Origin of the sequence: Hyphomonas atlantica corrig. (assembly GCF_017795365.1) — a bacterium.
In the GTDB taxonomy this organism is placed as follows: Bacteria; Pseudomonadota; Alphaproteobacteria; order Caulobacterales; family Hyphomonadaceae; genus Hyphomonas; species Hyphomonas atlantica.
On record NZ_CP051254.1, the window covers coordinates 1,470,543 to 1,491,975 of the forward strand.

Sequence of the window (21,433 nt, forward strand, 5' to 3'; positions counted from 1 at the left end):
GGGCGCGATTCCTTCTCATCCTGAGACTTATATTGCCGCCGTAAAGCACACATTATCCCGGATCGCACGATATCTGCGCAGGGATGCCCTCAAACCGTGTCTTTTTTGCATCGCAACAAATCGATTGCCTGCTGGAATGGAATTTAGTGCTGAACCTTCAAGATCTTGTCACTAATCTGTCATCTGGTGTCGTTATCCGACCCGCAGTACCGGCGACCCGCAAGGGGCGGTTGCTGGCGCATCACCGACTAGGGGAATAGTCATGACAAATTGGACCACATTCGGGCGCGGGGCAGCCGTATCTGCTATTGCGCTCAGCATGGCCGGCGTCGCGATGGCGCAGGTTACAACTTCTTCCATTCGTGGACAGGTCACGAATGATGATGGTCAAGCCGTCGCCGGCGCGATGGTGACGGTTACTGACCCGACCACAGGACTTACACGTACGGCTACGACCAACCAGGTTGGCCAGTACACGATCCGCAGCCTGCCGATCTCCAACGACTATGTTGTGTCTGTCACTTCCACCGACCTGCAGGGTCAGTACCTGGAAGACGTTGGCCTGAACCTCGGCGACGCAACGCAGGTCGACTTCGTGCTTTCTGCTGACGCAGAAGCTCGCCAGGACACGATCGTTGTGACTGCATCGGCTGCAGACCTTGCACCGACCGCAACCGGTCCTTCGGCCTCCTTCGGTCTGGAAACGCTTCAGAAAGCGCCAGCGATCAACCGCAACATCACCGACGTCCTGCGCCTCGACCCGCGTATCTACGTTGACGAATCCCGCGGCGACATCAACGCTGTTCAGTGTGGCGGTAAGAACTCCCGCTTCAACTCACTGACCGTTGACGGCGTTCGCATGAACGACAATTTCGGCCTGAACTCCAACGGCTACCCAACCGAGCGTATCCCGTTCTCCTACGACGCTGTTGAGCAGGTTGCTGTCGAACTGGCACCGTTTGATGTTCAGTATGGCGGCTTCTCCGCTTGTAACATCAACGCTGTTACGAAGTCCGGTACGAACGAAATCCACGGCTACCTCTTCGGTGACTACACCAATGATGGCCTGCGCGCAGACACGCTCGAAGGCGACGACATCACGACCGGTGAGTATGATGAATACCGCTACGGTTTTGGCGTTGGTGGCCCGATCATCAAGGACAAGCTGTTCTTCTTCGCTGCTTACGAGAAGCTGGAAGGTGTGAACCTGTTTGACCGCGGACCGATCGGTTCTGGCGCCGTCAACGAAGTTGACATCACGCAGGCTGAAGTCGACGAAATCCGCAACATCGCCATGGAACTCTATGGCTATGATCCGGGCACCATCCCGACCAGCGCTGACAATTCCGACGAGAAGATCCTTGTCAAACTCGACTGGAACATCAGCAATGATCACCGCGCATCCTTCACCTATAACTGGAACGATGGCTTCAACATCGCTCAGTCTGACGGTGACTCCGATGAGCTGGAATTCTCCAACCACCTCTATGAGCGTGGCGCAGAACTGACCGCTTACGCTGGTTCCCTCTATTCCGACTGGACCGATAATTTCTCCACCGAGATTCGCGTTGCTTACTCCGAACTGGACAACCGTCAGGTTTCCGTTGGCGGCACCGACTTCGGTGAGATCACGATCGAAACTGACGATGTAGACGTCTACCTCGGCGGCGACGACTCCCGTCAGGCGAACAAGCTCTACTACGAAACCCTCAGCCTCGCGCTGAAAGGTTACTACTCGGCAGGCAACCACAATTTCAGCTTCGGCTATGAGCGTGAAGCCCTCGACGTGTTCAACATGTTCGTTCAGCACGTTGAAACCGAGATCGACTTCGACGCAAACAGCGGAGCGACCCTGCCAGGCGTGTTCGATCCAGCAATCGAAAACTTCCGTCTCGGCCTTGCTGACAACGTCAACTACAACAACTCGCCAACCGGTGACCCGAACAATGCTGCTGCTGACTGGGGTTACGAAATCAACACGCTGTACGGTCAGGACGAAATCGACCTCGGCAACGGCGTTATCGTAATCGCTGGCCTGCGTTACGACTGGTACACAACTGACGACGCTCCGGAAACCAACCCGGACTTCCTGGCTGACTACGGCTTCACCAACGGTCAGACCCTGGATGGTGAAGGTCTGCTCCAGCCGCGTCTTGGCTTCGAGTGGGACTTCTCTGACAATCTCGACCTGCGCGGTGGTGTCGGCCTCTACTCCGGTGGTAACCCGAACGTCTGGCTGTCGAACACTTACTCGGGCAACAACGTGCTTCAGTTCGGTGCTGACGGTGGTGCATTCGGTCTCGAAGACGGTGTGACGTCGCTCTTCGACATCGACTATGGTCTGTGTGAAGATGGCGTACCGACCGGCCCAGGTTATTGTGTTCCACAATCCATGATCGACGCTGTTGCTGCTGGCGAAGGTTCGAACTTCGAGATCAACTATCTTGATCCGAACTTCGAAATCCCATCCGAGTGGAAGTTCGCTCTCGGCGGTACGTACTATGCTGACGCACCTGCGCTCGGCGGTGAGTATGTCCTGTCCGGTGACATCCTCTACACGGTCAGCCAGGACAGCGCAGTCTGGATCCGTGGTGACCTCGAGCAGACCGGCACGACGACAGTCGACGGCCGTGTCTACCCGACCTACAGCAGCGTTCGTGAGCCAGCCTTCGTGCTGACCAACTCGAAGAGCGATGCCAAGTCACTGCTCGTATCCGGTTCGGTTTCGAAGTCTTATGACTTCGGTCTCGACTGGTCCCTGGGCTATGCCTACACAGATGCAGAAGACGTTCACCCGATGACGTCGTCCGTGGCATTCTCGAACTACGTCAACCGTGCATTCGGTGACCCGCAGGATGTCAGCGCTTCAACGTCTGACTACAACACGAAGCACCGCTTCACGGCGCTCGCCAATTACGAGCGTGCCTTCTTCGGTGACAATCTGACCACGTTCTCGGCCTTCGGCCAGGCTGTGTCAGGCCGTCCGTACAGCGTTGTGTTCGGTGGCGACCCGAACAGCATCACCGGCTTCACGCCTTACCTCGAAGGCAGCCCGTTCCTCGCTGCTGGTGCAGAGCGTAACGGCGAAGAAGGTTCCTGGTGGGGCAAGGTCGACATCAAGCTGGAGCAGGAATTCCCTGGCTTCCTTGATCACAAGGCTTCCGGCTTCATCGTGGTCGACAACTTCACCAACCTGCTGAACGACGAGTGGGGCATCCTGCGCGAGCCTGGCTTCCCGTCAGTATGCGCTGTTGATGACTTCCAGGCGGGTGACTGTGAATCTCGCCAGGGCGATGCATCGCGCTACGAGATCCGCTTCGGCCTGCGTTACGAGTTCTAGCTTTCTGAACTTCGTAATTTGAAATCGGGAAGGGCGGCTCTGCGAAGGGCCGCCCTTTTCCTTTGGAACAAGCTGTGGCATGGCGCGCTCAATGTCTGATATGAAACCTCACCTCCTGCCCGAATGGGCCCCGCATGCTGCTCTTTGGGTCGGCTGGCCCCGCCTTGTTGAGGAGTGGGGCGGCAATCTGGACGGGCCTCGCGCCGATATCGCCGGTTTTATCCGCGCGGCATCTGACTTCGTACCGATCCGCGTTGCAGTGGGCTCGGATGAAGCGGAAGAAACCGCGCGCGCAGCGGTGGGTGATTGCGCCGACATCTGCCGTATTCCGACAGGAGATATTTGGCTGCGCGATACCGGACCGATCATTACCGGCTCTGGCGATGCGCGAAAGGCGCAGACGTTCCGGTTCAATGGGTGGGGCGGGAAATACCTGATGCCCGGCGATACCGAAACAGCTGTGGCGATCGCAGACTTCGAGAACATTATTACAGAGTCTCATGATCTGGTTCTTGAAGGTGGTGGGATTGATGCTGATGGCACAGGCCGTCTGTTGACGACCGGGCAGTGCCTGTTGAACGCAAACCGCAATCCTGATCTCGACCAGTCCGAAATCGAATTGGCCATTTCGCACGCGCTTGGCGTCCATGAATACATCTGGCTGGGCGATGGCCTGCTCAATGATCATACGGACGGCCATGTCGACAATGTTGCACGTTTCATCTCTCCGGGGCATGCGATCTGCCAGCATCCCTCAGGCGATGACGATCCGAATGCGGAAACCTTGCAGGAGATTGAGACAACGCTACGCAGGGCCGGGCTGGAAGTAACGACCATACCGTCACCGGGTCTTGTGAAGGATGAGGATGGTAATCCCATTCCGGCAAGCCATATGAATTTCGCGATCACGAATGGGGTCGTTCTCGTACCGGTGTATGAGGATCGTTATAGCCTGGTGGCATTGGCCGAGCTGAGCGCCTTATTTGAGGGACGCCAGGTGATTGGCTTGCCGGCGCGGCACATCCTCAATGGCGGAGGCAGCTTCCACTGCATGACCCGCGAAATTCCAGCCTGACTTTCAGGAGACAGACATGACCCGCACTCTGACCCTTGCCAGCATTCAGTTCACGCCGTCAGACGATGAGCAGGACAATATCGACCGCGTGGCCGCCTTTGTGCGTGAAGCAGCAGAGAAGGGCGCAGATGTTGTTCTCTCGCCGGAGCTGTTTACCGGCTACTATTTCTGCAAGACGCAGGAAGAAGAGCATTTTGCGCGTGCCTACCCTTGGCGAGAACACCCCGCTGTTGAGCAACTGTCGGAATTCGCAGCGGAACTCGGCGTCGTCATACCGGTCTCCATCTATGAGAAGGATGGGCCGCACTATTACAATTCACTTGTCATGATCGATGCGGACGGAACACCGCTGGGGGTCTATCGCAAGAGTCACATTCCAGATGGGCCGGGCTATCAGGAAAAATACTATTTCCGCCCGGGCGATACTGGCTTCCGTGTCTGGGACACGATGAAGGGGCGTCTCGGCGTCGGTATTTGCTGGGATCAATGGTTCCCGGAAGCGGCGCGGGCCATGTCCCTCATGGGAGCGGACGCGCTGCTCTACCCTACAGCCATTGGCGCTGAGCCGCAGGATGCGAGCCTCGACACCGCGGCGCGCTGGCGCCGGGCCATGCAAGGTCATGCTGTGTCGAACACGATTCCGGTTGTCGCAGCCAATCGCGTCGGCGATGAGGAGGGGCAGGTGTTTTACGGCACGAGTTTCATTGCCGACCCGACGGGTGAGATCGTGATCGATTTCGGGCGGACAGAGCAGGGCGTACTCGTCGCCGAGTTTGATCTGGACGAAATAGACCGGGAACGAGCAGCCTGGGGCTTCTTCCGAGACCGCCGCACGGATCTCTACGACATCCTTACCTAGTTGCGTGGGGGCCGATCTGTTTCGGTCCGGGCAAATCTCGGTTTATCCTGCCTTTCAGGTTTCGGTGCCTTCAAGTCAGCGATGTTGATGCTGCCGGACTCGCTGGCGAAATCCGCCGCAAATCGCGTCAAGACCGTTTTGAATTCCTCAAAGCTGGCCTGGCGGTCGAGATTTGGATCGAACCGCGCCGGATTGCCGAGCGTGTCGTCTCGAATTGGTTGGCTCTCGGCCCAGGTGAGCTGTTCCAGCGGGCTGAGATAACCATCTTCATTCGTGTCCGCTTCTGCGAAGGTGGCCGAAATACCAGCCGCGAGCTCGTCTTGTGTCACCTCGCCATCAAGGTCAGTGTCAAAGCTCACGATCAGGCCGCCACCGGATACCAAGCGATCGGGTGCGTGCGCATTCGGCGGGGCTTTCCGTTTGGAAGGGCCGGGATAGGCCTGTCCGGGCAAGCGCACCAATTCATCCAGATCATCATCACCTGCGCCTGCCGCAGTCGGAGCGACGAGGGCGCATACAGCGGCGGCGGACAAGGCAAAAATCAGGTTGCGCATCGACAACTCCATGAAGGTTTGACGATGCAGAGTAAGATGGTGTGGCGTTTTTGCAACATAACGTTTCAGTTATCTTGTCCCCGAAGCCGTCTCGCATTAGCCTCTTGTTAACGCCGCCTTAACGCAAAGGGAGCAATCCGTTAACCAGTTGCGGTCGCCGTATGGTGCCCGATTCGTGCGATTTGGATTGAAGACACTATGGCAATTACGGCGGACCAGGTACCACTCATCATGTCTGCCGGCGCGACGGCGCTGGGGCTTGCGGCCCTGCTTTGGGCCTTGCGTGTCTCCGACGGCGCCCGCGGTGCTGCCCGTAAATACAAGGATCGGTCTTCGGATCTGGAAACGCTTCTGGCGGAACACCGCTCAATTCTCGGTGCGCATCCAGGCGTCATTCTGGTCTGGCAGGGCGACGCGCTTGAGCCCGACAGCGAAGAAATGACCCCGCCAGAACTGTATGGATCTCCAGTGGCATTGGCTGGGCTGCTCAGCTTTACAGATGATGCCATTTCACCAGACCCGGCGGTCCGGATCATTGAAGGCCTTGCTGATCTGGAGGCGCGCGACAGTTCCGGTCAGGACACGACGCTGCGGATTCGGATGCGCGAACTGCGCGACACAGGACAGGCGTTTTCATTGACGATCATTGGTCCGTCCGGTCGCTTCCTTGAGGCCGATGGTCGAACAGCAGGCGCGCGCGCCGTGGTCTGGGTGACTGACACAACGATCAAGGGCCTCGAAGAAAGTTCCGCTCGCGGCAAGCTGGAAGAAGCCCGGCAGGTTATTGCGCGCGACCCTACAGCGTTTCTGGATATGCTTGGCAAGGCCCCATTCCCGGCCTGGCGCGTGTCCGGCATGGGCAAGCTGCAATGGGTAAACCCGTCTTATATTGAAGCCGTGGATGGCGTGAACCTTGACCGTGTTCTGGATCGCCAGCTGATGCTGGATCAGGCCTCGGCAGACCAAGCGCGCAAGACGATTTCAGATGGCGCCGATATCGATGAAACGCGGCATATGATTATCAACGGTGAGCGCCGGGCGATGCGTGTGCTGACCTTCCCGCTTTCCGGTGGCGCAGGGGCGATGGCATTCGATGTTACTGCGCAGGAGAATGCCCGCGAGGAACTGAACCGCCATGTTCGCGCGCATGACGAGACCCTCAACCACGTTGCGGATGCCGTGGCGATCTTTGGTGCAGACCGAAAGTTGACCTTCTACAACAAGGCCTTCCGCGACATGTGGGATCTGGACGAGAGCTTCCTGCTGGATCGTCCGAACCACGGCCAGTTGCTGGACCGCCTGCGCGAGCGCCGCAAGCTGCCCGCGCGGACCAATTATGCCGAGTGGCGCGCAGAAGAACTGTCTTACTATCTCGATATCGATGGCGTGAAAGAGGACACTTGGTCCTTGCCGGATGACCGGACACTGTCTGTTACGCGTCAACGCCACCCGATGGGCGGTCTGTTGTTGCTGTTCAAGGACATTACTGGCGAGCTTGATCTGAAGACGAAATTCAACGCCATCGTGAAGACGCAAGCATCAACGCTGGACAATCTGCATGAGGCAGTCGTTGTGTTCGGCGGCGACGGGCGGCTTAAACTGTTCAACAAGGCATTTGAGCACCTTTGGTCGCTTGATCATGACACGTTGAAGGATCACCCGGACTACAGCGCCGTGATCGAAGACTGTGTGCCGCTGTTCCACGACCTCGATGTGTGGGATGCCATCAAGCGTCATATCACTGACCCCTCTGCGCGGGCGCGTCAGTCCACGACGGGCGAGATGCGCCGGTCTGACGGGTCGATCCTGACATATCTGACCCATCCGCTGCCGGACGGGAACACACTGATCGCTTTCGCGGACGTGACGGCGACACGCCGCGTTGAGTCTGCCCTTCGCGATCGCGCCGAGGCCTTCGAAGCCGCGGACCGGTTGAAGACAGAGTTCGTGCGCAACGTGTCTTATCAATTGCGCTCGCCGCTCACCGTCATCTTCGGGTATGCCGAGCTGCTGGAAACCAAGCGCAATGGAGACCTGACAGAACGCCAGTCTGATTATGTCAGTGCAATCCTTTCAGCGTCTGACCATCTGTCCAAATTGATCGAGAATATTCTCGATCTCGCCATGATCGAGGCGGGCCGAATGGATCTCGACGTCAAGGATGTCGACCTGGCCCATGTCATTGACGAGAGCGTCGAAATGGTCGTGTCGAAAGCGGAAGATACGCAGATCAATGTACGCGCTGATATTATGGGCGACCTTGGCGTGATCCGCGCAGACGAACGCCGCATCAAGCAGATCCTGTTCAATCTGATCTCGAACTCTCTGCGCTTTACCGAATCTGGCGGCGAAATCGTCGTTGCGTCACAGCGTGTGGGCGACATGGTGACCTTGTCCGTTCGCGACAATGGCCGGGGTCTTGAGGCTGATAAACGCGCGACCAGTTTCGACAGTTTTGTATCCGGAGACCAGCGCGGCGCAGGCCTGGGCCTGGCTCTGGTGAAGCACTTTGTTGACCTGCATGGTGGTACAGTCGGCATGAAGCCGGTTGATGGCGGCGGCCTGGAAGTGACGTGCTGGTTGCCTGTGAAAGTGACCAAATCGGCTCAGAACCAGGAGCTTCTCCTAACCGAAAGCGTACCAGCCTGACTGTGGCTACACAGGCTGACCGTCATGCCGTTTAGGAATTCTCACAAAGAAGTTTGCTGACAATCCCGGCTCCCTTCCTACATGTTTGCAAGACACGTTGAAGGAAGGACGCGAAACATGGCCGACAATACTTACACGCCTCCAAAGGTCTGGACCTGGGACAAGGCCAGCGGCGGGCGATTTGCGAACATCAACCGTCCGATTGCCGGGCCGACGCATGACAAGGAATTGCCAGTCGGCAAGCATCCGATCCAGCTCTATTCGCTGGGGACGCCCAATGGTGTGAAGGTCACCATCATGCTGGAGGAACTGCTCGCGGCTGGGCATGAGGGTGCAGAGTATGACGCCTGGCTGATCAATATCGGAGAAGGGGACCAGTTCGGCTCCGGCTATGTCGATCTGAATCCGAACTCGAAAATTCCGGTCATGTTCGACACGACCACGAAGACGCGGGTGTTCGAGAGTGGCTCGATCCTGTTGTATCTCGCCGAGAAATTTGGCGCCTTCCTGCCGACCGATCACAACAAGCGCACTGAGGCGTTGAACTGGCTGTTCTGGCAAATGGGCTCAGCGCCGTATCTCGGCGGCGGTTTCGGCCATTTTTATGCCTACGCGCCAGAGAAGTTCGAGTATCCGATTAATCGCTTCGCCATGGAGGTGAAGCGCCAGCTGGACGTGCTGGACCGCAATCTTGCCGATCGCGAATATATGGCCGGGGACGAGTATTCTATTGCCGATATGGCGATCTGGCCGTGGTATGGTGCGCTGGTGAAAGGTCTGGTCTATGAGGCGGGCGAGTTCCTGCAGGTACATGAGTACAAGAACGTCATTCGCTGGACGGACCAGCTTGCTCAGCGCGAGCCGGTCAAGCGCGGCCGCATGGTGAACCGGACATTCGGTGATCCGGCCTCACAGCTGCGCGAACGTCACGATGCCAGCGATTTTGAAACGCGGACGCAGGACAAGCTGGAGCCGGAAAGCTCCAACTAGCACTTTCGGTGAGCGTTAGAGCTTCTCGAATTTGAGAACGTAGCGATCCGTCTGTCTTCGGATGGACGGATCGAACACGTTGACGGTGCCGTCATCGTCAGGATTGGAGAGCAGGTCACTTTCTTCCACCAGTTTCAGCCCGACATCTTCCATCATCTCCATCAGAACATCCTGTGCGAGCCGATGCGTGTCTCCGCCTGTCGTGGGCGGTGCGCCTTCAGGTGCGCGATGATCTATCACGACGAAGTGACCGCCTTGTGCGAGGACTCTCGAAATCTCTGAAAAGCAGACTTCCGGATCACCAAGCGCTCCGGGCTCAGACCCCTCCGGTGTGTACCAGAGCTCGTGTGGTCCAAGGAACCAGGTAACGAGGTCGACTTCCTGATCGCCTATCGGCTCGAAATCATCGAACGATGTCTGGATATGCGTGACATTCCGAAGGCGGCCATCCATCCGGCGTTCCACGGCGTCGCCCAGGAATACTTCGAATTCGGGCGGGTTCTGCAGATAGACCTTACCTTCTTCGCCCACGACGAGTGAGAACAGTTCCGTATAGATGCCGTCGCCAGCCTCCATGTCCAACACCGTCATGCCGGGCTCGACGCCGGTAAATGCGAGAATCTCCCTAGAGTGACGCAACTCGTACTGTTCGAAATCGCTTTCAGGCCGACTGTCTTGAACGAAAACCGAGTCGTAGTCGAAGGACTCCTCAGCCATCAAAGCGACCGGGGGCGTATCGCCATATTCCGGTGTGCAGGCTGTGACCAGGAGCGCCGCTGCAGTCATGATCAGAAATGCGTGTTTCATGCGAGGAGTCCTTTCCGAACTCAGGCCTTGCTGAGCATGGCCTCACTGATTTCCCAAAGCCGTTCGGCTTTTTCGTCATCACAGATCCAGGGCCGGGCATGTTCCCAACGCTGGCTGTCTTCGGTGGCGAGTTTTGCAATATCACAATCTTCGCAGTAAACGCCGCCCTTGTCGGCGAGGGCGGGGGCAGTTGCTGCCCAGACGCTTGTGGATGCGCCCTGTTCCGGGGTCTTGAACATGGCCTGCACCATTGGCGGGATCGTGCCGTCTGGATTCTTCCAGCCGAGTTCGGCCATTTCTTCATCTGTCAGGTGACGCTGCAGAGGCGTGAAGATTCCCCCTGGGTGGACTGAGAATGCCCGGACGCCAATGTCCTTGCCGCGATGATCCACGCCGAGCGCAAACAGGGCGCAGGCCGACTTGGACTGACCGTAGGCTTCCCATTTGTCATAGGGGTGGCTGTCATAATTCGGATCGTCCCAGATCACATCTGACCGAACGTGCGCGGTGGAAGACAGGGCCAAAAGGCGGGCACCGTCTGCACGCTCAAGGGCCGGAGCAAGAGCCAGGCTCATCGCCATATGGGCCAGATGGTTTACGCCAAGCTGGCGCTCCCATCCTGGTCCGACACGTGTTTCGGGGCAGGCCATGATGCCGGCATTGTTGATCAACATGTCCAGAGCGCGGCCGGTGTCTTCATAGTCAGAGGTGAATTTCTTCACGCTGGAAATGTCTTCGAGGTCCATGGCGGCGATCTCGATCTCGCCGGGCACATTGGCCAGCGCTTCCTCGGCAGCATCCACGCGCCGGGCCGGAACTGTGACACGCGCCCCTGCGCCCGCAAGCGCCCGAACGGTTTCAAGGCCGATACCGGAATAGCCGCCGGTGACAATTGCATTGCGACCGGTCAGATCTATGTCTGCGACGACTTCCTGTGCGGTGGATTTGGCGTGAAATCCTGACCCGATTGGTTGCTGGTCTGATGCGGCCATGTGGTTCCCCTTTGAATGTCTCTTCTCATTGATGATGAGCAAGCCTTTCCTTCGGCAAGCCCAGCCGCGCGTCGTTACGAATCTGTAAGCAGCCAATTGCGTGGACGCACTACGTGACGACACTTATATCCTTAATCAAGCAAAGGGAGAAACCGAATGCGAACTCTTGCCATCGCACTGTCCGCCGTCGCCGTGTCTGTTGCGGCGCTCCCCGCCATTGCCCAATATGGTCAGGTAGAACGAACTCAGGCGGAGATTGCGCTTGAGGAGGCCAGCGCAAATCTGAAAGAGAACCGTGCCAAGCGTACTGAAGCCATTCGGGCGTGCGGGACAAACGACTATCAGGCCTGTTTCGAGCTTGGAGATATGTACCGGCGCGGTCTGGGCGGACTACAGGATTATGAAAAGGCCGCTGAGAACTATCGCAAGGCGTGCAATGGCAGCCACGCTGAAGCCTGTTCCGGGCTTGCTTATTTGACGCTGCAAGGGCGCGGAATGGACGTGGACCACGTTCAGGCGCGGGGGCTCTATGACAAGGCATGCGACCTTGGCGACGTCAGCGGCTGCGCGGCTCTGGGCAACATGGTTTATACGGGTCAAGGCGGACGCAAGAATGTGCCTGAAGGGACGCGCCTACTGCAGGAATCCTGTGATCGCGAATATGAATGGGCCTGTGAACGCCTGTCGATACTAGGTGCGTATCAGCCGGATGATTATACGTGGGAGCGTCTTGAGGACGTAAAACGCCGCTACTGATTTTCGTTCATTGCGGCCAGTTTGCGCGCAAGGTTTGATCCGGGCAGCGGTCGTGCAGGTTGAGACGGGTCTCTCTCCTGTTCGCCAGTCAATGAGTCTGAGGCCTTTGTCGGGTCCGGCACTTCAGCGCCTTCATGCGCAGGCAAGTTGCCCTCGGTGGCCACGACAAGGTCTGCTGTCAGCAAGGATCCAGCATCGACTCGGATGCTGCGCGTGGTCACTTTTCCGGTTACTTTCGCATCCGTCCAGATTTCCACGCTCTCATGGGCTGTGATGGTTCCGCTCAGTTTGCCGTGCACAATGATCACAGGTGCCTCCAGAGAGCCTTCCAGCTCGCCTGTGGCCTCAATCAGCACCATTGCATCAGATTTGACGGGGCCTTTCATGTGCCCGGCGATGGTGAGGGGGCCGGAGAAGGTGAAAGTGCCTTCCAGGGCGCAGTCGGCGGCGATGTAGCTGCCCTGGCCGGAGCGGCCCTTGCTGTCGGTCTCGGTTCTGGCCATCGCCCACTCTTTCCCAGTTTCCGGTCGTGTTAACTCTACCACGGCCAGAGTGTTGAATTTATTGCCCTTATAGCTTCAATTTGTTGTATCTCACAGACGCTGGGCGAAGAAAGCCATGCAAGAAGTGGGCAAGTTTTGCTCGCCTCGGTGCCTTATTCATGTGTTGAAACAATGTATGCGCCCGTTTCTGACTGTCGTCACCTTGTTGTTCCTTGTCGCCGCATGTCGCGATGTGTCGCCATCTGTCGCTGGAAACCGCGCCATGTTGCAACCCGGATTCACCGGTCTCGACCTGTCGCACCATAATGGCCGGATCGACTGGGAGGCCTTCGAGGCGGCGCCGGTCGACTTCCTCTATCTGAAAGCAACCGAGGGGACTGACTGGAAGGATCCGCGATTCCAGGATCATTGGCGCGAGGCCAAGGCGCGGGGCTGGCTGGTCGGGGCGTATCATTTCTATCGCCTGTGCCGAGCCGGCGAGGCGCAGGCCGGGAATTTCATTCAGTCCGTCGAGGTGCGGGCAGGGGGCCTGCCGCCGGCTGTCGATCTGGAATATGCGCACAATTGCGAACCGCGCGGCAGTATGTCGGAGACGCTGGCGGAGCTGGATGTGTTTCTGGAGAGGGTGGAAGCCGAGTATGGTCAGCGCCCGGTGATCTATACCACGCCGGAGTTTCATCGCGACTGGCTGTCAGACGGCTATGCCGATTATCCGCTCTGGCTGAGGGGGCTGGGCGAGGTCATGCCCCGAACCCGGGACGGCCGCGCACCGGACATCTGGCAATATACGATGTCCGGCCGCGTGCCGGGAATTGAAAGCCGGGTGGACATGAACCGCGTGCCGGACCGTCCACCCGAATAGGACCTAGTTGCGGGCCTTGTCGACCAGGCGGTCGTTCTGCGCCCAGTGCATCATGCCGCGCAGCTTTTCGCCGACTTCCTCGATCTCGTGGCTGTTCATGCGCTGGCGCATGGCGTTGAAGCCCGGTGCGCCGGCCTGGTTTTCCAGAACCCAGTTGCGCGCGAAGGTGCCGTTCTGGATGTCTTCCAGAACCTTCTTCATGTTTGCCTTGGCTTCGGAATTCACGACGCGTGGGCCGGAAACGTATTCGCCATATTCGGCCGTGTTGGAGATCGAGTAGTTCATGTTGGCGATGCCGCCTTCATAAATCAGGTCCACGATCAGCTTGGTTTCGTGCAGGCATTCGAAATATGCCATTTCAGGCGCGTAACCGGCCTCGACCAGCGTTTCGTAACCCGCCTTGATCAGTTCGACGATGCCGCCGCAAAGCACAGCCTGTTCACCGAACAGGTCGGTCTCGGTCTCTTCGCGGAAAGAAGTTTCGATCACGCCAGCGCGCGTGTTGCCGATGGCTTTCGAATAAGACAGGGCAACGTCTTTCGCGGTGCCGGTTGCGTCCTGATGGATCGCAACGAGACCCGGCAGGCCAAAGCCCATCTGGTATTGGGCGCGCAGCGTGTGGCCTGGGCCCTTCGGCGCAGACAGGGAAACGTCAACGTCCGGACGCGGACGGATCAGGTTGTAGTGAACGTTGAAGCCGTGGCCGAACATCAGGTGCTGGCCTGCGCGCAGGTGTGGCTCGATTTCGTTTGCGTACAGAACGGACTGCTTCTCGTCCGGGATCAGGATCATGATCACGTCGGCCCATTGCGCAGCCTCTGCTGGCGTGACGACTTCGAGGCCTTCAGCTTCTGCCTTCTTGCGGCTTGGGGAGCCTTCATAGAGGCCGACCTTGACGTTCTTCACGCCGCTGTCGCGCATGTTGAGAATGTGGGCGTGGCCCTGGCTGCCATAGCCAATGACGGCGACTTTCTTGCTCTGGATGAGGGCGATGTCCGCATCCTGCTCGTAATAGATTTTCATGGGCCTCTACTTGCTCCGCTGGAAGATTGATTGTGGGGGATAAGACTTCAGATCAATTGGATTGGCATACCCAGTCATCTGAAAAATTGGCGACGCCGATGACGCTGCGGTTCAGTTCGGCAATGGGATCTGTGGCTTCGGCATGGCGGGAGAACTGGCGCAGGCCGCTGGTTGTCTCGATGCTTGTAACGATGTCGTGCGAGGACAGCAGCAGTTCAAAACTGCGCGAACCATCTGCGTTCGTGATCATCTTTTCGCGGGCGCCATAGGCTGGCAAATCTGCATCGCTGGCGGTGAGCAATGACAACGCAACCTGATTGGCGACATTGGCTGGCAGTTGAGTTTGCACACGGCACATCGGGATGCGGACATTTTCTGCAACCGGAACGGTGCGAGCGTCCAGCATCATTGTTCCGAACCAGTCAACAATGTCATAGATGTAGGCCGCGCCGCTCGGCGCAGCGGTATCCACGATCCGAAGCAGGGGAGCCGGATCGGCATCGAAGATGGTGCTGGCGCGTGCAATCAGACGCTCAGCACGGTCTATGTCGCACTGAAGGTCGGCCTTGGCGGCTTCGTCAGGTGCCATATAGGCCGCCGACGAAACATTCCCGCGGCACGTTTCCGGCAGGTTCTCCTGCGCGATGGCAGTGCCACCAAGACAGAAGGCGGCGATGGCAAGCAGGCTTGCTTTTCTCATCCTTTCACCTTTCCGCGCTTGATCGACAGGACACCTGTCCGGCTGACTTCGACAAGGCCCAGAGGCCGCATGAGGTCGACAAATTGCGAGATCTTGTCGGAGGCACCCGTCAGCTCGAAAATGAAGCTCTCATTGGTCGTGTCTATCACATTTGCCCGGAAAATCTGAGAGATGCGCAGCGCTTCGACGCGGGCCTCTCCGATTCCGGCGACTTTTACCAAGGCGAGTTCGCGCTCAATGCCGCGTTTCGACTTGGTGATATCGATCACCTGATCAACGGGCACAATGCGCAGAAGCTGGGCTTCGATCTGTTCGAGGATGTGAGGCGTGCCCTGGGTCACGATCGTGATGCGTGAGCGGTGTTCGTTTGCATCCACCTCGGCCACGGTGAGGCTGTCGATGTTGTAGCCACGGCCCGAGAACAGGCCTACGACCCGCGCGAGCACGCCGGGTTCGTTGTCCACCATGACGGCCAGCGTACGGCGTTCGACTTCCTGATCCTCGTGGGACAGGAAATAGGCCGATTTCGGATTGCCGCCGCTGGGCGGTGTGCCTGTCGATCCGTCGCTCATGCCTGTGTCTCCGTCCGATTAACACCGATCATGCCGCCTTTTAAAGGCAGAATGGACCCGTGCAAAAGATGTTTTGCTGCATGGCTCATGATCAAACCCCGTATTCGACGGGCCCCATTCCCCTGACCGTCAGACCAGCGTCTTGCCGGCCTCTCCGATTTCGTCACCTGTGATCTCGCCGAGGATCATCTCATTGTGGGCAGAACCCGACGGGATCATCGGCAGGCAATTCTCTGCCTTCTCGACACGGCAGTCGAACAGGACAGGGCCGGGATGGTCAATCATTTCGCGGATCTTGTCGTCCAGCTCAGCCGGATTGTCGCATCGGATGCCATGTCCGCCCATTGCTTCAGCAAGTTTCACGAAGTCCGGCAGGCTTTCCGAATAGGTGTGGGAATAACGCTCGCCATGAAGCAATTCCTGCCACTGGCGCACCATGCCCATCCATTCATTGTTCAGGATGAAGACCTTCACCGGCAGGCGGTGCTGCAGCGCGGTGGAGAATTCCTGCATCATCATCTGGATGGAGGCTTCGCCGGCAACGTCAATCACGAGACCATTCGGGTGCGCGGCCTGAACGCCAACGGCGGCGGGCAGGCCATAGCCCATCGTTCCAAGCCCGCCCGATGTCATCCAGCGGTTCGGTTCCTCGAAGTGCAGGAATTGCGCGGCCCACATCTGGTGCTGGCCAACTTCGGTGGTGAAATAGGTTTCCCGGTCGCGGGTCAGCGCGTGCAGGCGTTCCAGCGCATATTGCGGTTTGATCACCTCGTCGGAATTTGTGTAGGCGAAGCAATTTCGCGCGCGCCAGATGTCGATTTCCTGTTTCCAGGGCTTCAGGTCCGGCTTCTTCTCCTTGCGGGATTTGAACTCCTTCAAGAGTGCGGCCAGCGCCTCGGCGCAGTCTGCGATCACCGGAATGTCGACGCGGACGATCTTGTTGATCGAAGACGGGTCGATGTCGATGTGGACCTTCTTAGAGTTCGGAGAGAAGGCATCAATGCGGCCGGTCACCCGGTCGTCAAAGCGCGCGCCGACGCAGATCATCAGGTCGCAGTCGTGCATGGCATTATTGGCCTCGAAACTGCCATGCATGCCGACCATGCCCAACCAGTCCTTATGAGAGGCCGGGAAGGCGCCCAGCCCCATCAGGGTGGAGGTCACCGGATACCCGGTGGCCTTCTGCAATTCGCGCAGCAGGCGGGAGGCTTCCGGCCCGGAATTGATGACGCCGCCACCCGTATAGAAGACCGGCCGCCGCGCATGGAGCATCAAATCCACGATTGCGGAGATGGCTTCTGGCTGGGGCGTGGTGTTCGGGTGGTAGGTCGGCTTGTGGACGCCATCCTTGCCGATATAGGTGCCGGTGGCGAACTGGATATCTTTCGGAATGTCGACCACGACCGGACCGGGACGACCGGACTTCGCAATCAGAAAAGCCTCGTGGATCGTGCGCGCCAGATCGTTCACATCGGTGACGAGGTAATTGTGCTTGGCGCAGGTGCGGGTAATGCCAGTCGTGTCGCACTCCTGGAACGCGTCCGTGCCGATCAGATGTGTCGGCACCTGACCTGTCAGGACAACCATCGGAATGGAGTCCATCATCGCATCGGCGATAGGCGTGACCATGTTTGTCGCGCCGGGGCCGGAAGTAACGAGGCAAACGCCAGGCCGGCCGGTCGAGCGGGCATAGCCCTCAGCGGCATGGCCTGCGCCCTGTTCGTGGCGCACCAGAATGTGGCTGAGCCCTTCAGTGCTGTAGAGCGCATCATAGATGGGTAGCACCGCGCCGCCCGGATACCCGAACATGACTTCCACGCCTTGCTCCTTGAGGGCCGTGATGACGATCTCGGCGCCAGTCATGGTCAAGGTTTCAGCGGTGGGCTTGGTCTTGGTTTCGGTTGTCATGGGAATGTCTCTGGTCGGGCTGGGTCTGGACTGTATCGGAAAAGAAAAAGGGCCCCGATGGAGCCCCTTGATGTGCGCGCACCCGCAATTGGCTTACTCAAAGCCAATCACGGGTGCTTAATAACGAGTACCACATTCGTGCGCACGGTGCGTTTCCTCCAACGTCGGGGATCAGGAATAATCTGCCTCTACCGGGCTGTCAATCTCCCTATACAAGGCAAGAATAACCCTCAGACGGTCTTCCGGTTCGGGTGAAGGTATGCGCGGCCAGAAGGGAAATTGGCGACCAATCCACGTGAATTGTCGCTTTGCGTAGCGTCTTGTGTCGCGTTTGGCGTTTTCTGCGGCAAATTCTGCCGTTATCTCTCCGCGCGCAAAGGCAGCCAGCCACGGCATTCCATGTGCTTTCATTGCAGGAAGTTCAGGATCGAGATCGCGTTTTATGAGCTGGCGGGCCTCTTCCATCGCCCCTTGCATCAGCATGCCTTCAAAGCGGCGATCGATCTTCTGATAGAGTTTTGCCCGAGGTGGGGTGAGCGCAAAGCCGATCCATTCGCCATCCTTCAGGACCGGCGGCTGGCGGTTCTTCTGGAAATCGGTGATCGGCTTGCCGGTGGCCAGATAGACCTCATAGGCGCGGGCAAGCCGCTGGCGGTCTCCCGTGCCGAGCCGCGCAGCTGTTTCCGGGTCCACGGGGGTGAGGCGGTCGCGCAGGCCTTCTGCCCCCTCGGCATCTGCGATAGACCGGACATCCGCGCGCACATCTTCCGGCACGGGCGGAATGTTGGACAGGCCCTGCGTCATGGCCAGCAGGTAGAGTCCAGTGCCGCCGACAAGGATGGCGCGCTTGCCCCTCAGTTCCAGGTTGCGGATTGTGGCGCGCACTTCTTCCAGCCAGTCGCCGGTGGAATAACGATGCGCTGCATCGACGTGACCGAACAAATGGTGCGGCACGCCGTCCATCTCTTCCTCGGTTGGGCGGGCCGAGATCACTTGCAGGTCCCGGTAGACCTGCATCGAGTCTGCGTTGACCACTTCGCCGCCCAGGCGACGTGCAACATCTATGGCGAGCGCGGTTTTTCCGCTGGCTGTTGGCCCGTGAATAAGGATGGCTGGTGTCATCTTCATAACGGTAAGGGCTTGTCAGCGGCTAGGAAACCCGTGATGAGGCGGGAATGAACGAGAAAGCAGTGAATTCGATGATCCTTGTTGCCGCCGCAAATGCCCCTGAGGACAATATCGCCTCGCGTCTCAGCATGATCTTGCGCGACATTGCACCCGCAACCCGCGTGGAGGCGATCACAAGTCTTGGCCAGATGGGAGATGTTGCGGCCGTCGAGGCCATTATACCCACTCTGCCCTCAGAAATGCTTCAGCCTGTGCTCTCAGCATTGCATGAAGCCGAGATGGACGCAGCGTTCTTGCCTGGCGAAAACCGGCGCAAGCGCCTGCTGATTTCGGACATGGATTCCACGATCATTGGCCAGGAATGCCTGGACGAACTGGCAGACTTCGCCGGTCTGAAAGCCGAAGTGTCGGCGATCACCGAGCGCGCGATGCGTGGAGAGCTGGACTTCGAAGGCGCTCTGACGACCCGCGTCGCGATGCTCAAGGGGCTGGACCTCAAAGCGCTGCAGGATGCTTATGATGCGCGCATCACGCTGAATACGGGCGCGAAGACGCTGGTTGAGACGATGAAGGCGAACGGCGCTGTCACGGTGCTGGTGTCTGGTGGGTTCACTTTCTTCACTGGCCGCGTGGCGGAAGAGGCGGGCTTTGTCGCCCATCGCGGCAACACGCTGATTGATGACGGCGCCGCCCTGACAGGGGAGGTTGGCATGCCAATCCTCGGCCGTGAGGCGAAGCTGTCGGCGCTGGACGAAGTGTCAGCCGAGAACGGGCTTGGCCGAGCGGATGCGATTGCGTTGGGCGATGGCGCCAATGATCTTGCCATGATCAAGGCAGCGGGACTGGGCATTGCCTACAAGGCCAAGCCCATTGTTGCGGCGGAGGCGCACGCCGCCATCACGCACACAGATTTGCACACGGCCCTGTTCTTCCAGGGCTATCATGTTGATGAGTTCGTAACCGGCTGATCAGGAATTGGTCAGGTCGATAGAGATGAACTGATCGAACCAGCCGGCCTCGCCGCGACGCTTCACACGCAGCAACAAGGGCTGGTGCGGTGTGGTCATGGCTGTTTCGACCTTGCTGATCGTGTCGGATACAGTCGAGACGCGCTCAAAGTTCACTTCCATCACAACATCGCCGCGGCGCAGTTTGCCGAAGGAACGGCCACGTGCAGACACAGTGGTCACCGCAACGCCATCGACATCATTCGGAATGCCGTAGCGCCGTCGGACATCATCATCGAGGCTGGTAAGCTCTGCGCCGAGATCGTTTGAGCTGGCCGGGGCGTCGAGCGCCGCATTCAGTTCTTCCGCCGTGTCATCATCTTCCAGCTCTCCGAGCGTGACATTGACGGTTCGCGCCTTGCCATCGCGGACGAGCGCGATTGGCACGGTTCGGCCAATCTCGGTGTCAGAGATGAGGCGGGTAAGTTCGCGCACGCTGGTGACGGTCTGGCCGTCGAAGCGCAGCACGAGATCCCCAACTTCCATATCGGAGTTTGCAGCGGGGCCGTCATCAGTGATCCTTGTGATGATCACGCCGCCCTTGCCAGTGGCCTTGTAAGCGCGGACCAGCGTTTCATCTGCGTCCTGCACATTCACGCCCAGCCAGGCGCGGCGGACGCGGCCTTCCTTGATCAGCTGGTCGGAGATGCGCTTCACCAGATTGGCTGGCACCGAGAAGCCGATACCGACAGAACCACCTGTCGGCGAGATGATGGCCGTGTTCACGCCAACAACTTCGCCACCAAGATTGAACAATGGACCGCCGGAATTCCCGCGGTTGATGGCTGCGTCGGTCTGAATGAAGTCGTCTGAGCGACCTGCGTTGAGATCACGGTTGCGCGCGGAGATAATGCCGGCAGAAACCGATCCGCCAAAGCCGAACGGATTGCCGATTGCGATCACCCAGTCGCCAACTTCGGCCTTGTCGCTGTCTGCAAGGTCCACAAAGGGAAGGGGGGTCGATGACTCGACCTTGAGAACCGCAAGGTCTGTATCGCTGTCGCGGCCGATCAGTTCAGCCTTCAGCACGCGGCCATTCGAGAAATTGATGTCGATCTCGTCGGCGTTCTCGATCACATGATTGTTCGTGATGATGATGCCGTCTGGCGAAATGACAAAGCCGGACCCGAGCGAGCCCTCACGGCGGAACCCTTCTTCGTCGCGCCCAAAGAACTCATTGAAGCGCTCCATTGGCGACCCTTCCGGGAAGGTCGGCATGCCGTCAGGCGCAATGGTTTGCGAGGTGGAGATGTTCACCACGGCGGGCATCAGTCGTTTCGACAGATCCCGGAAACTTTGCGGCTGGACCTTCTGGTCAATTCCATCAACGCGTTCAGACAGGCTCGCCTGTGCATGGGCAGGCAGGGCGGCGGACGCCGAACTCATCAGGATCAAGGCAGCAAGGGCCGAAATGCGCATAGGCCGCTGAGCCTCCTTTCGAAGCACAATCTACAGCAATATTTTTAAACTATGGCGCTTTGCGGGCGTGTTGCAACAGGTTCAGAGGACGCGGACTGCAATGACAATGAGGATCGCGCCCACAGCGGCCGATCCGATGCCGGCCAAAGCGATCTCCCGCGGGGGCATGCGGGAGAGATATTCTGCCAGACGCCGCATGAAGTCGGGGGCGGCCGCATATGCCACCCCCTCCAAAAACAACCACATGCCGATCCCGAGCAGGATCAGTTTCAGGCTCATCTTCGCCGGG

19 protein-coding genes are annotated in these 21,433 nt (G+C 58.5%); 8 read left to right on the forward strand and 11 right to left on the reverse strand.

From position 1 onward, the window contains the following. Positions 1-262 precede the first annotated feature (262 nt). The 3 genes from HF931_RS07275 (at position 263) to aguB (ending at position 5,274) form a co-directional block, all read left to right on the forward strand. Positions 263-3,340, forward strand: coding sequence for a TonB-dependent receptor (locus HF931_RS07275; protein WP_035547138.1), 3,078 nt, complete (start codon positions 263-265; stop codon positions 3,338-3,340). Between the two features lie 91 nt (positions 3,341-3,431). Beyond that, positions 3,432-4,415: an agmatine deiminase family protein gene (locus HF931_RS07280; protein WP_273242769.1), complete on the forward strand. Its 984-nt coding sequence runs from the start codon at positions 3,432-3,434 to the stop codon at positions 4,413-4,415. 16 nt (positions 4,416-4,431) lie between these two features. Next, positions 4,432-5,274 carry an N-carbamoylputrescine amidase gene (gene aguB, locus HF931_RS07285; RefSeq protein ID WP_273242770.1) on the forward strand — a complete coding sequence of 281 codons (843 nt, stop codon included), beginning with the start codon at positions 4,432-4,434 and terminating at the stop codon, positions 5,272-5,274. On the opposite strand, the gene HF931_RS07290 is transcribed toward aguB, so the two are convergent. Next, positions 5,271-5,828 (reverse strand): EF-hand domain-containing protein, encoded by a 558-nt coding sequence (locus HF931_RS07290; protein ID WP_273242772.1) that lies wholly within the window; start codon positions 5,826-5,828, stop codon positions 5,271-5,273. The two genes, aguB and HF931_RS07290, sit on opposite strands and share 4 nt — an antisense overlap. A 198-nt stretch (positions 5,829-6,026) precedes the next feature. Here HF931_RS07290 and HF931_RS07295 point away from each other — a divergent pair, with 198 nt between their 5' ends. Next, a complete protein-coding gene (locus HF931_RS07295) occupies positions 6,027-8,477 on the forward strand; it encodes a sensor histidine kinase (protein ID WP_273242774.1) in 2,451 nt (816 codons plus the stop codon). A 117-nt stretch (positions 8,478-8,594) separates the two neighbouring features. Further along, the gene (gene yghU / locus HF931_RS07300; protein ID WP_035547123.1) at positions 8,595-9,467 is read left to right on the forward strand and encodes a glutathione-dependent disulfide-bond oxidoreductase; all 873 of its coding nucleotides are present in this window, start codon (positions 8,595-8,597) and stop codon (positions 9,465-9,467) included. A 15-nt stretch (positions 9,468-9,482) separates the two neighbouring features. Here yghU and HF931_RS07305 read toward each other — a convergent pair whose 3' ends face one another. Continuing rightward, the gene (locus tag HF931_RS07305) at positions 9,483-10,274 is read right to left on the reverse strand and encodes a methyltransferase domain-containing protein (protein ID WP_273242776.1); all 792 of its coding nucleotides are present in this window, start codon (positions 10,272-10,274) and stop codon (positions 9,483-9,485) included. Between the two features lie 20 nt (positions 10,275-10,294). After that, positions 10,295-11,266, reverse strand: coding sequence for an oxidoreductase (locus HF931_RS07310; RefSeq protein WP_273242778.1), 972 nt, complete (start codon positions 11,264-11,266; stop codon positions 10,295-10,297). Between the two features lie 156 nt (positions 11,267-11,422). Between HF931_RS07310 and HF931_RS07315 the strand changes: the two genes are divergently transcribed. Beyond that, complete coding sequence (locus HF931_RS07315) at positions 11,423-12,022, forward strand: tetratricopeptide repeat protein (protein WP_273242780.1); 600 nt, start codon at positions 11,423-11,425, stop codon at positions 12,020-12,022. Here the strand turns inward: HF931_RS07315 and HF931_RS07320 are convergent. Then, on the reverse strand, positions 12,016-12,525 hold the full coding sequence (locus HF931_RS07320) for a bactofilin family protein (RefSeq protein ID WP_273242782.1): 510 nt from the start codon (positions 12,523-12,525) through the stop codon (positions 12,016-12,018). The genes HF931_RS07315 and HF931_RS07320 overlap by 7 nt on opposite strands. Before the next feature lie 175 nt (positions 12,526-12,700). Here HF931_RS07320 and HF931_RS07325 point away from each other — a divergent pair, with 175 nt between their 5' ends. Next, positions 12,701-13,387: a GH25 family lysozyme gene (locus HF931_RS07325; protein ID WP_273011551.1), complete on the forward strand. Its 687-nt coding sequence runs from the start codon at positions 12,701-12,703 to the stop codon at positions 13,385-13,387. Between the two features lie 3 nt (positions 13,388-13,390). On the opposite strand, the gene ilvC is transcribed toward HF931_RS07325, so the two are convergent. From ilvC to miaA, 5 genes are all read right to left on the reverse strand, one after another. Next, positions 13,391-14,410 (reverse strand): ketol-acid reductoisomerase, encoded by a 1,020-nt coding sequence (gene ilvC, locus HF931_RS07330; protein WP_273242784.1) that lies wholly within the window; start codon positions 14,408-14,410, stop codon positions 13,391-13,393. A 52-nt stretch (positions 14,411-14,462) separates the two neighbouring features. Beyond that, positions 14,463-15,110, reverse strand: coding sequence for a hypothetical protein (locus HF931_RS07335; protein ID WP_273242786.1), 648 nt, complete (start codon positions 15,108-15,110; stop codon positions 14,463-14,465). Then, positions 15,107-15,682, reverse strand: a complete 576-nt coding sequence (gene ilvN / locus HF931_RS07340; RefSeq protein ID WP_273011546.1) for an acetolactate synthase small subunit — start codon at positions 15,680-15,682, stop codon at positions 15,107-15,109. The genes HF931_RS07335 and ilvN overlap by 4 nt, the downstream gene beginning before the upstream one ends. Before the next feature lie 129 nt (positions 15,683-15,811). Then, positions 15,812-17,590: an acetolactate synthase 3 large subunit gene (locus HF931_RS07345; RefSeq protein WP_273242788.1), complete on the reverse strand. Its 1,779-nt coding sequence runs from the start codon at positions 17,588-17,590 to the stop codon at positions 15,812-15,814. A 171-nt stretch (positions 17,591-17,761) separates the two neighbouring features. Continuing rightward, positions 17,762-18,718 carry a tRNA (adenosine(37)-N6)-dimethylallyltransferase MiaA gene (miaA, locus tag HF931_RS07350; RefSeq protein WP_273242790.1) on the reverse strand — a complete coding sequence of 319 codons (957 nt, stop codon included), beginning with the start codon at positions 18,716-18,718 and terminating at the stop codon, positions 17,762-17,764. Positions 18,719-18,765: 47 nt separating this feature from the next. On the opposite strand from miaA, the gene serB reads away from it, so the two are divergent. Beyond that, positions 18,766-19,686 carry a phosphoserine phosphatase SerB gene (serB, locus tag HF931_RS07355; protein ID WP_273242792.1) on the forward strand — a complete coding sequence of 307 codons (921 nt, stop codon included), beginning with the start codon at positions 18,766-18,768 and terminating at the stop codon, positions 19,684-19,686. Here serB and HF931_RS07360 read toward each other — a convergent pair whose 3' ends face one another. Both HF931_RS07360 and HF931_RS07365 read right to left on the reverse strand, forming a co-directional pair. Next, positions 19,687-21,144 carry a Do family serine endopeptidase gene (locus HF931_RS07360; protein ID WP_273242793.1) on the reverse strand — a complete coding sequence of 486 codons (1,458 nt, stop codon included), beginning with the start codon at positions 21,142-21,144 and terminating at the stop codon, positions 19,687-19,689. Positions 21,145-21,225: 81 nt separating this feature from the next. Further along, complete coding sequence (locus tag HF931_RS07365; RefSeq protein ID WP_273242794.1) at positions 21,226-21,423, reverse strand: DUF2065 domain-containing protein; 198 nt, start codon at positions 21,421-21,423, stop codon at positions 21,226-21,228. Positions 21,424-21,433: the final 10 nt, after the last annotated feature.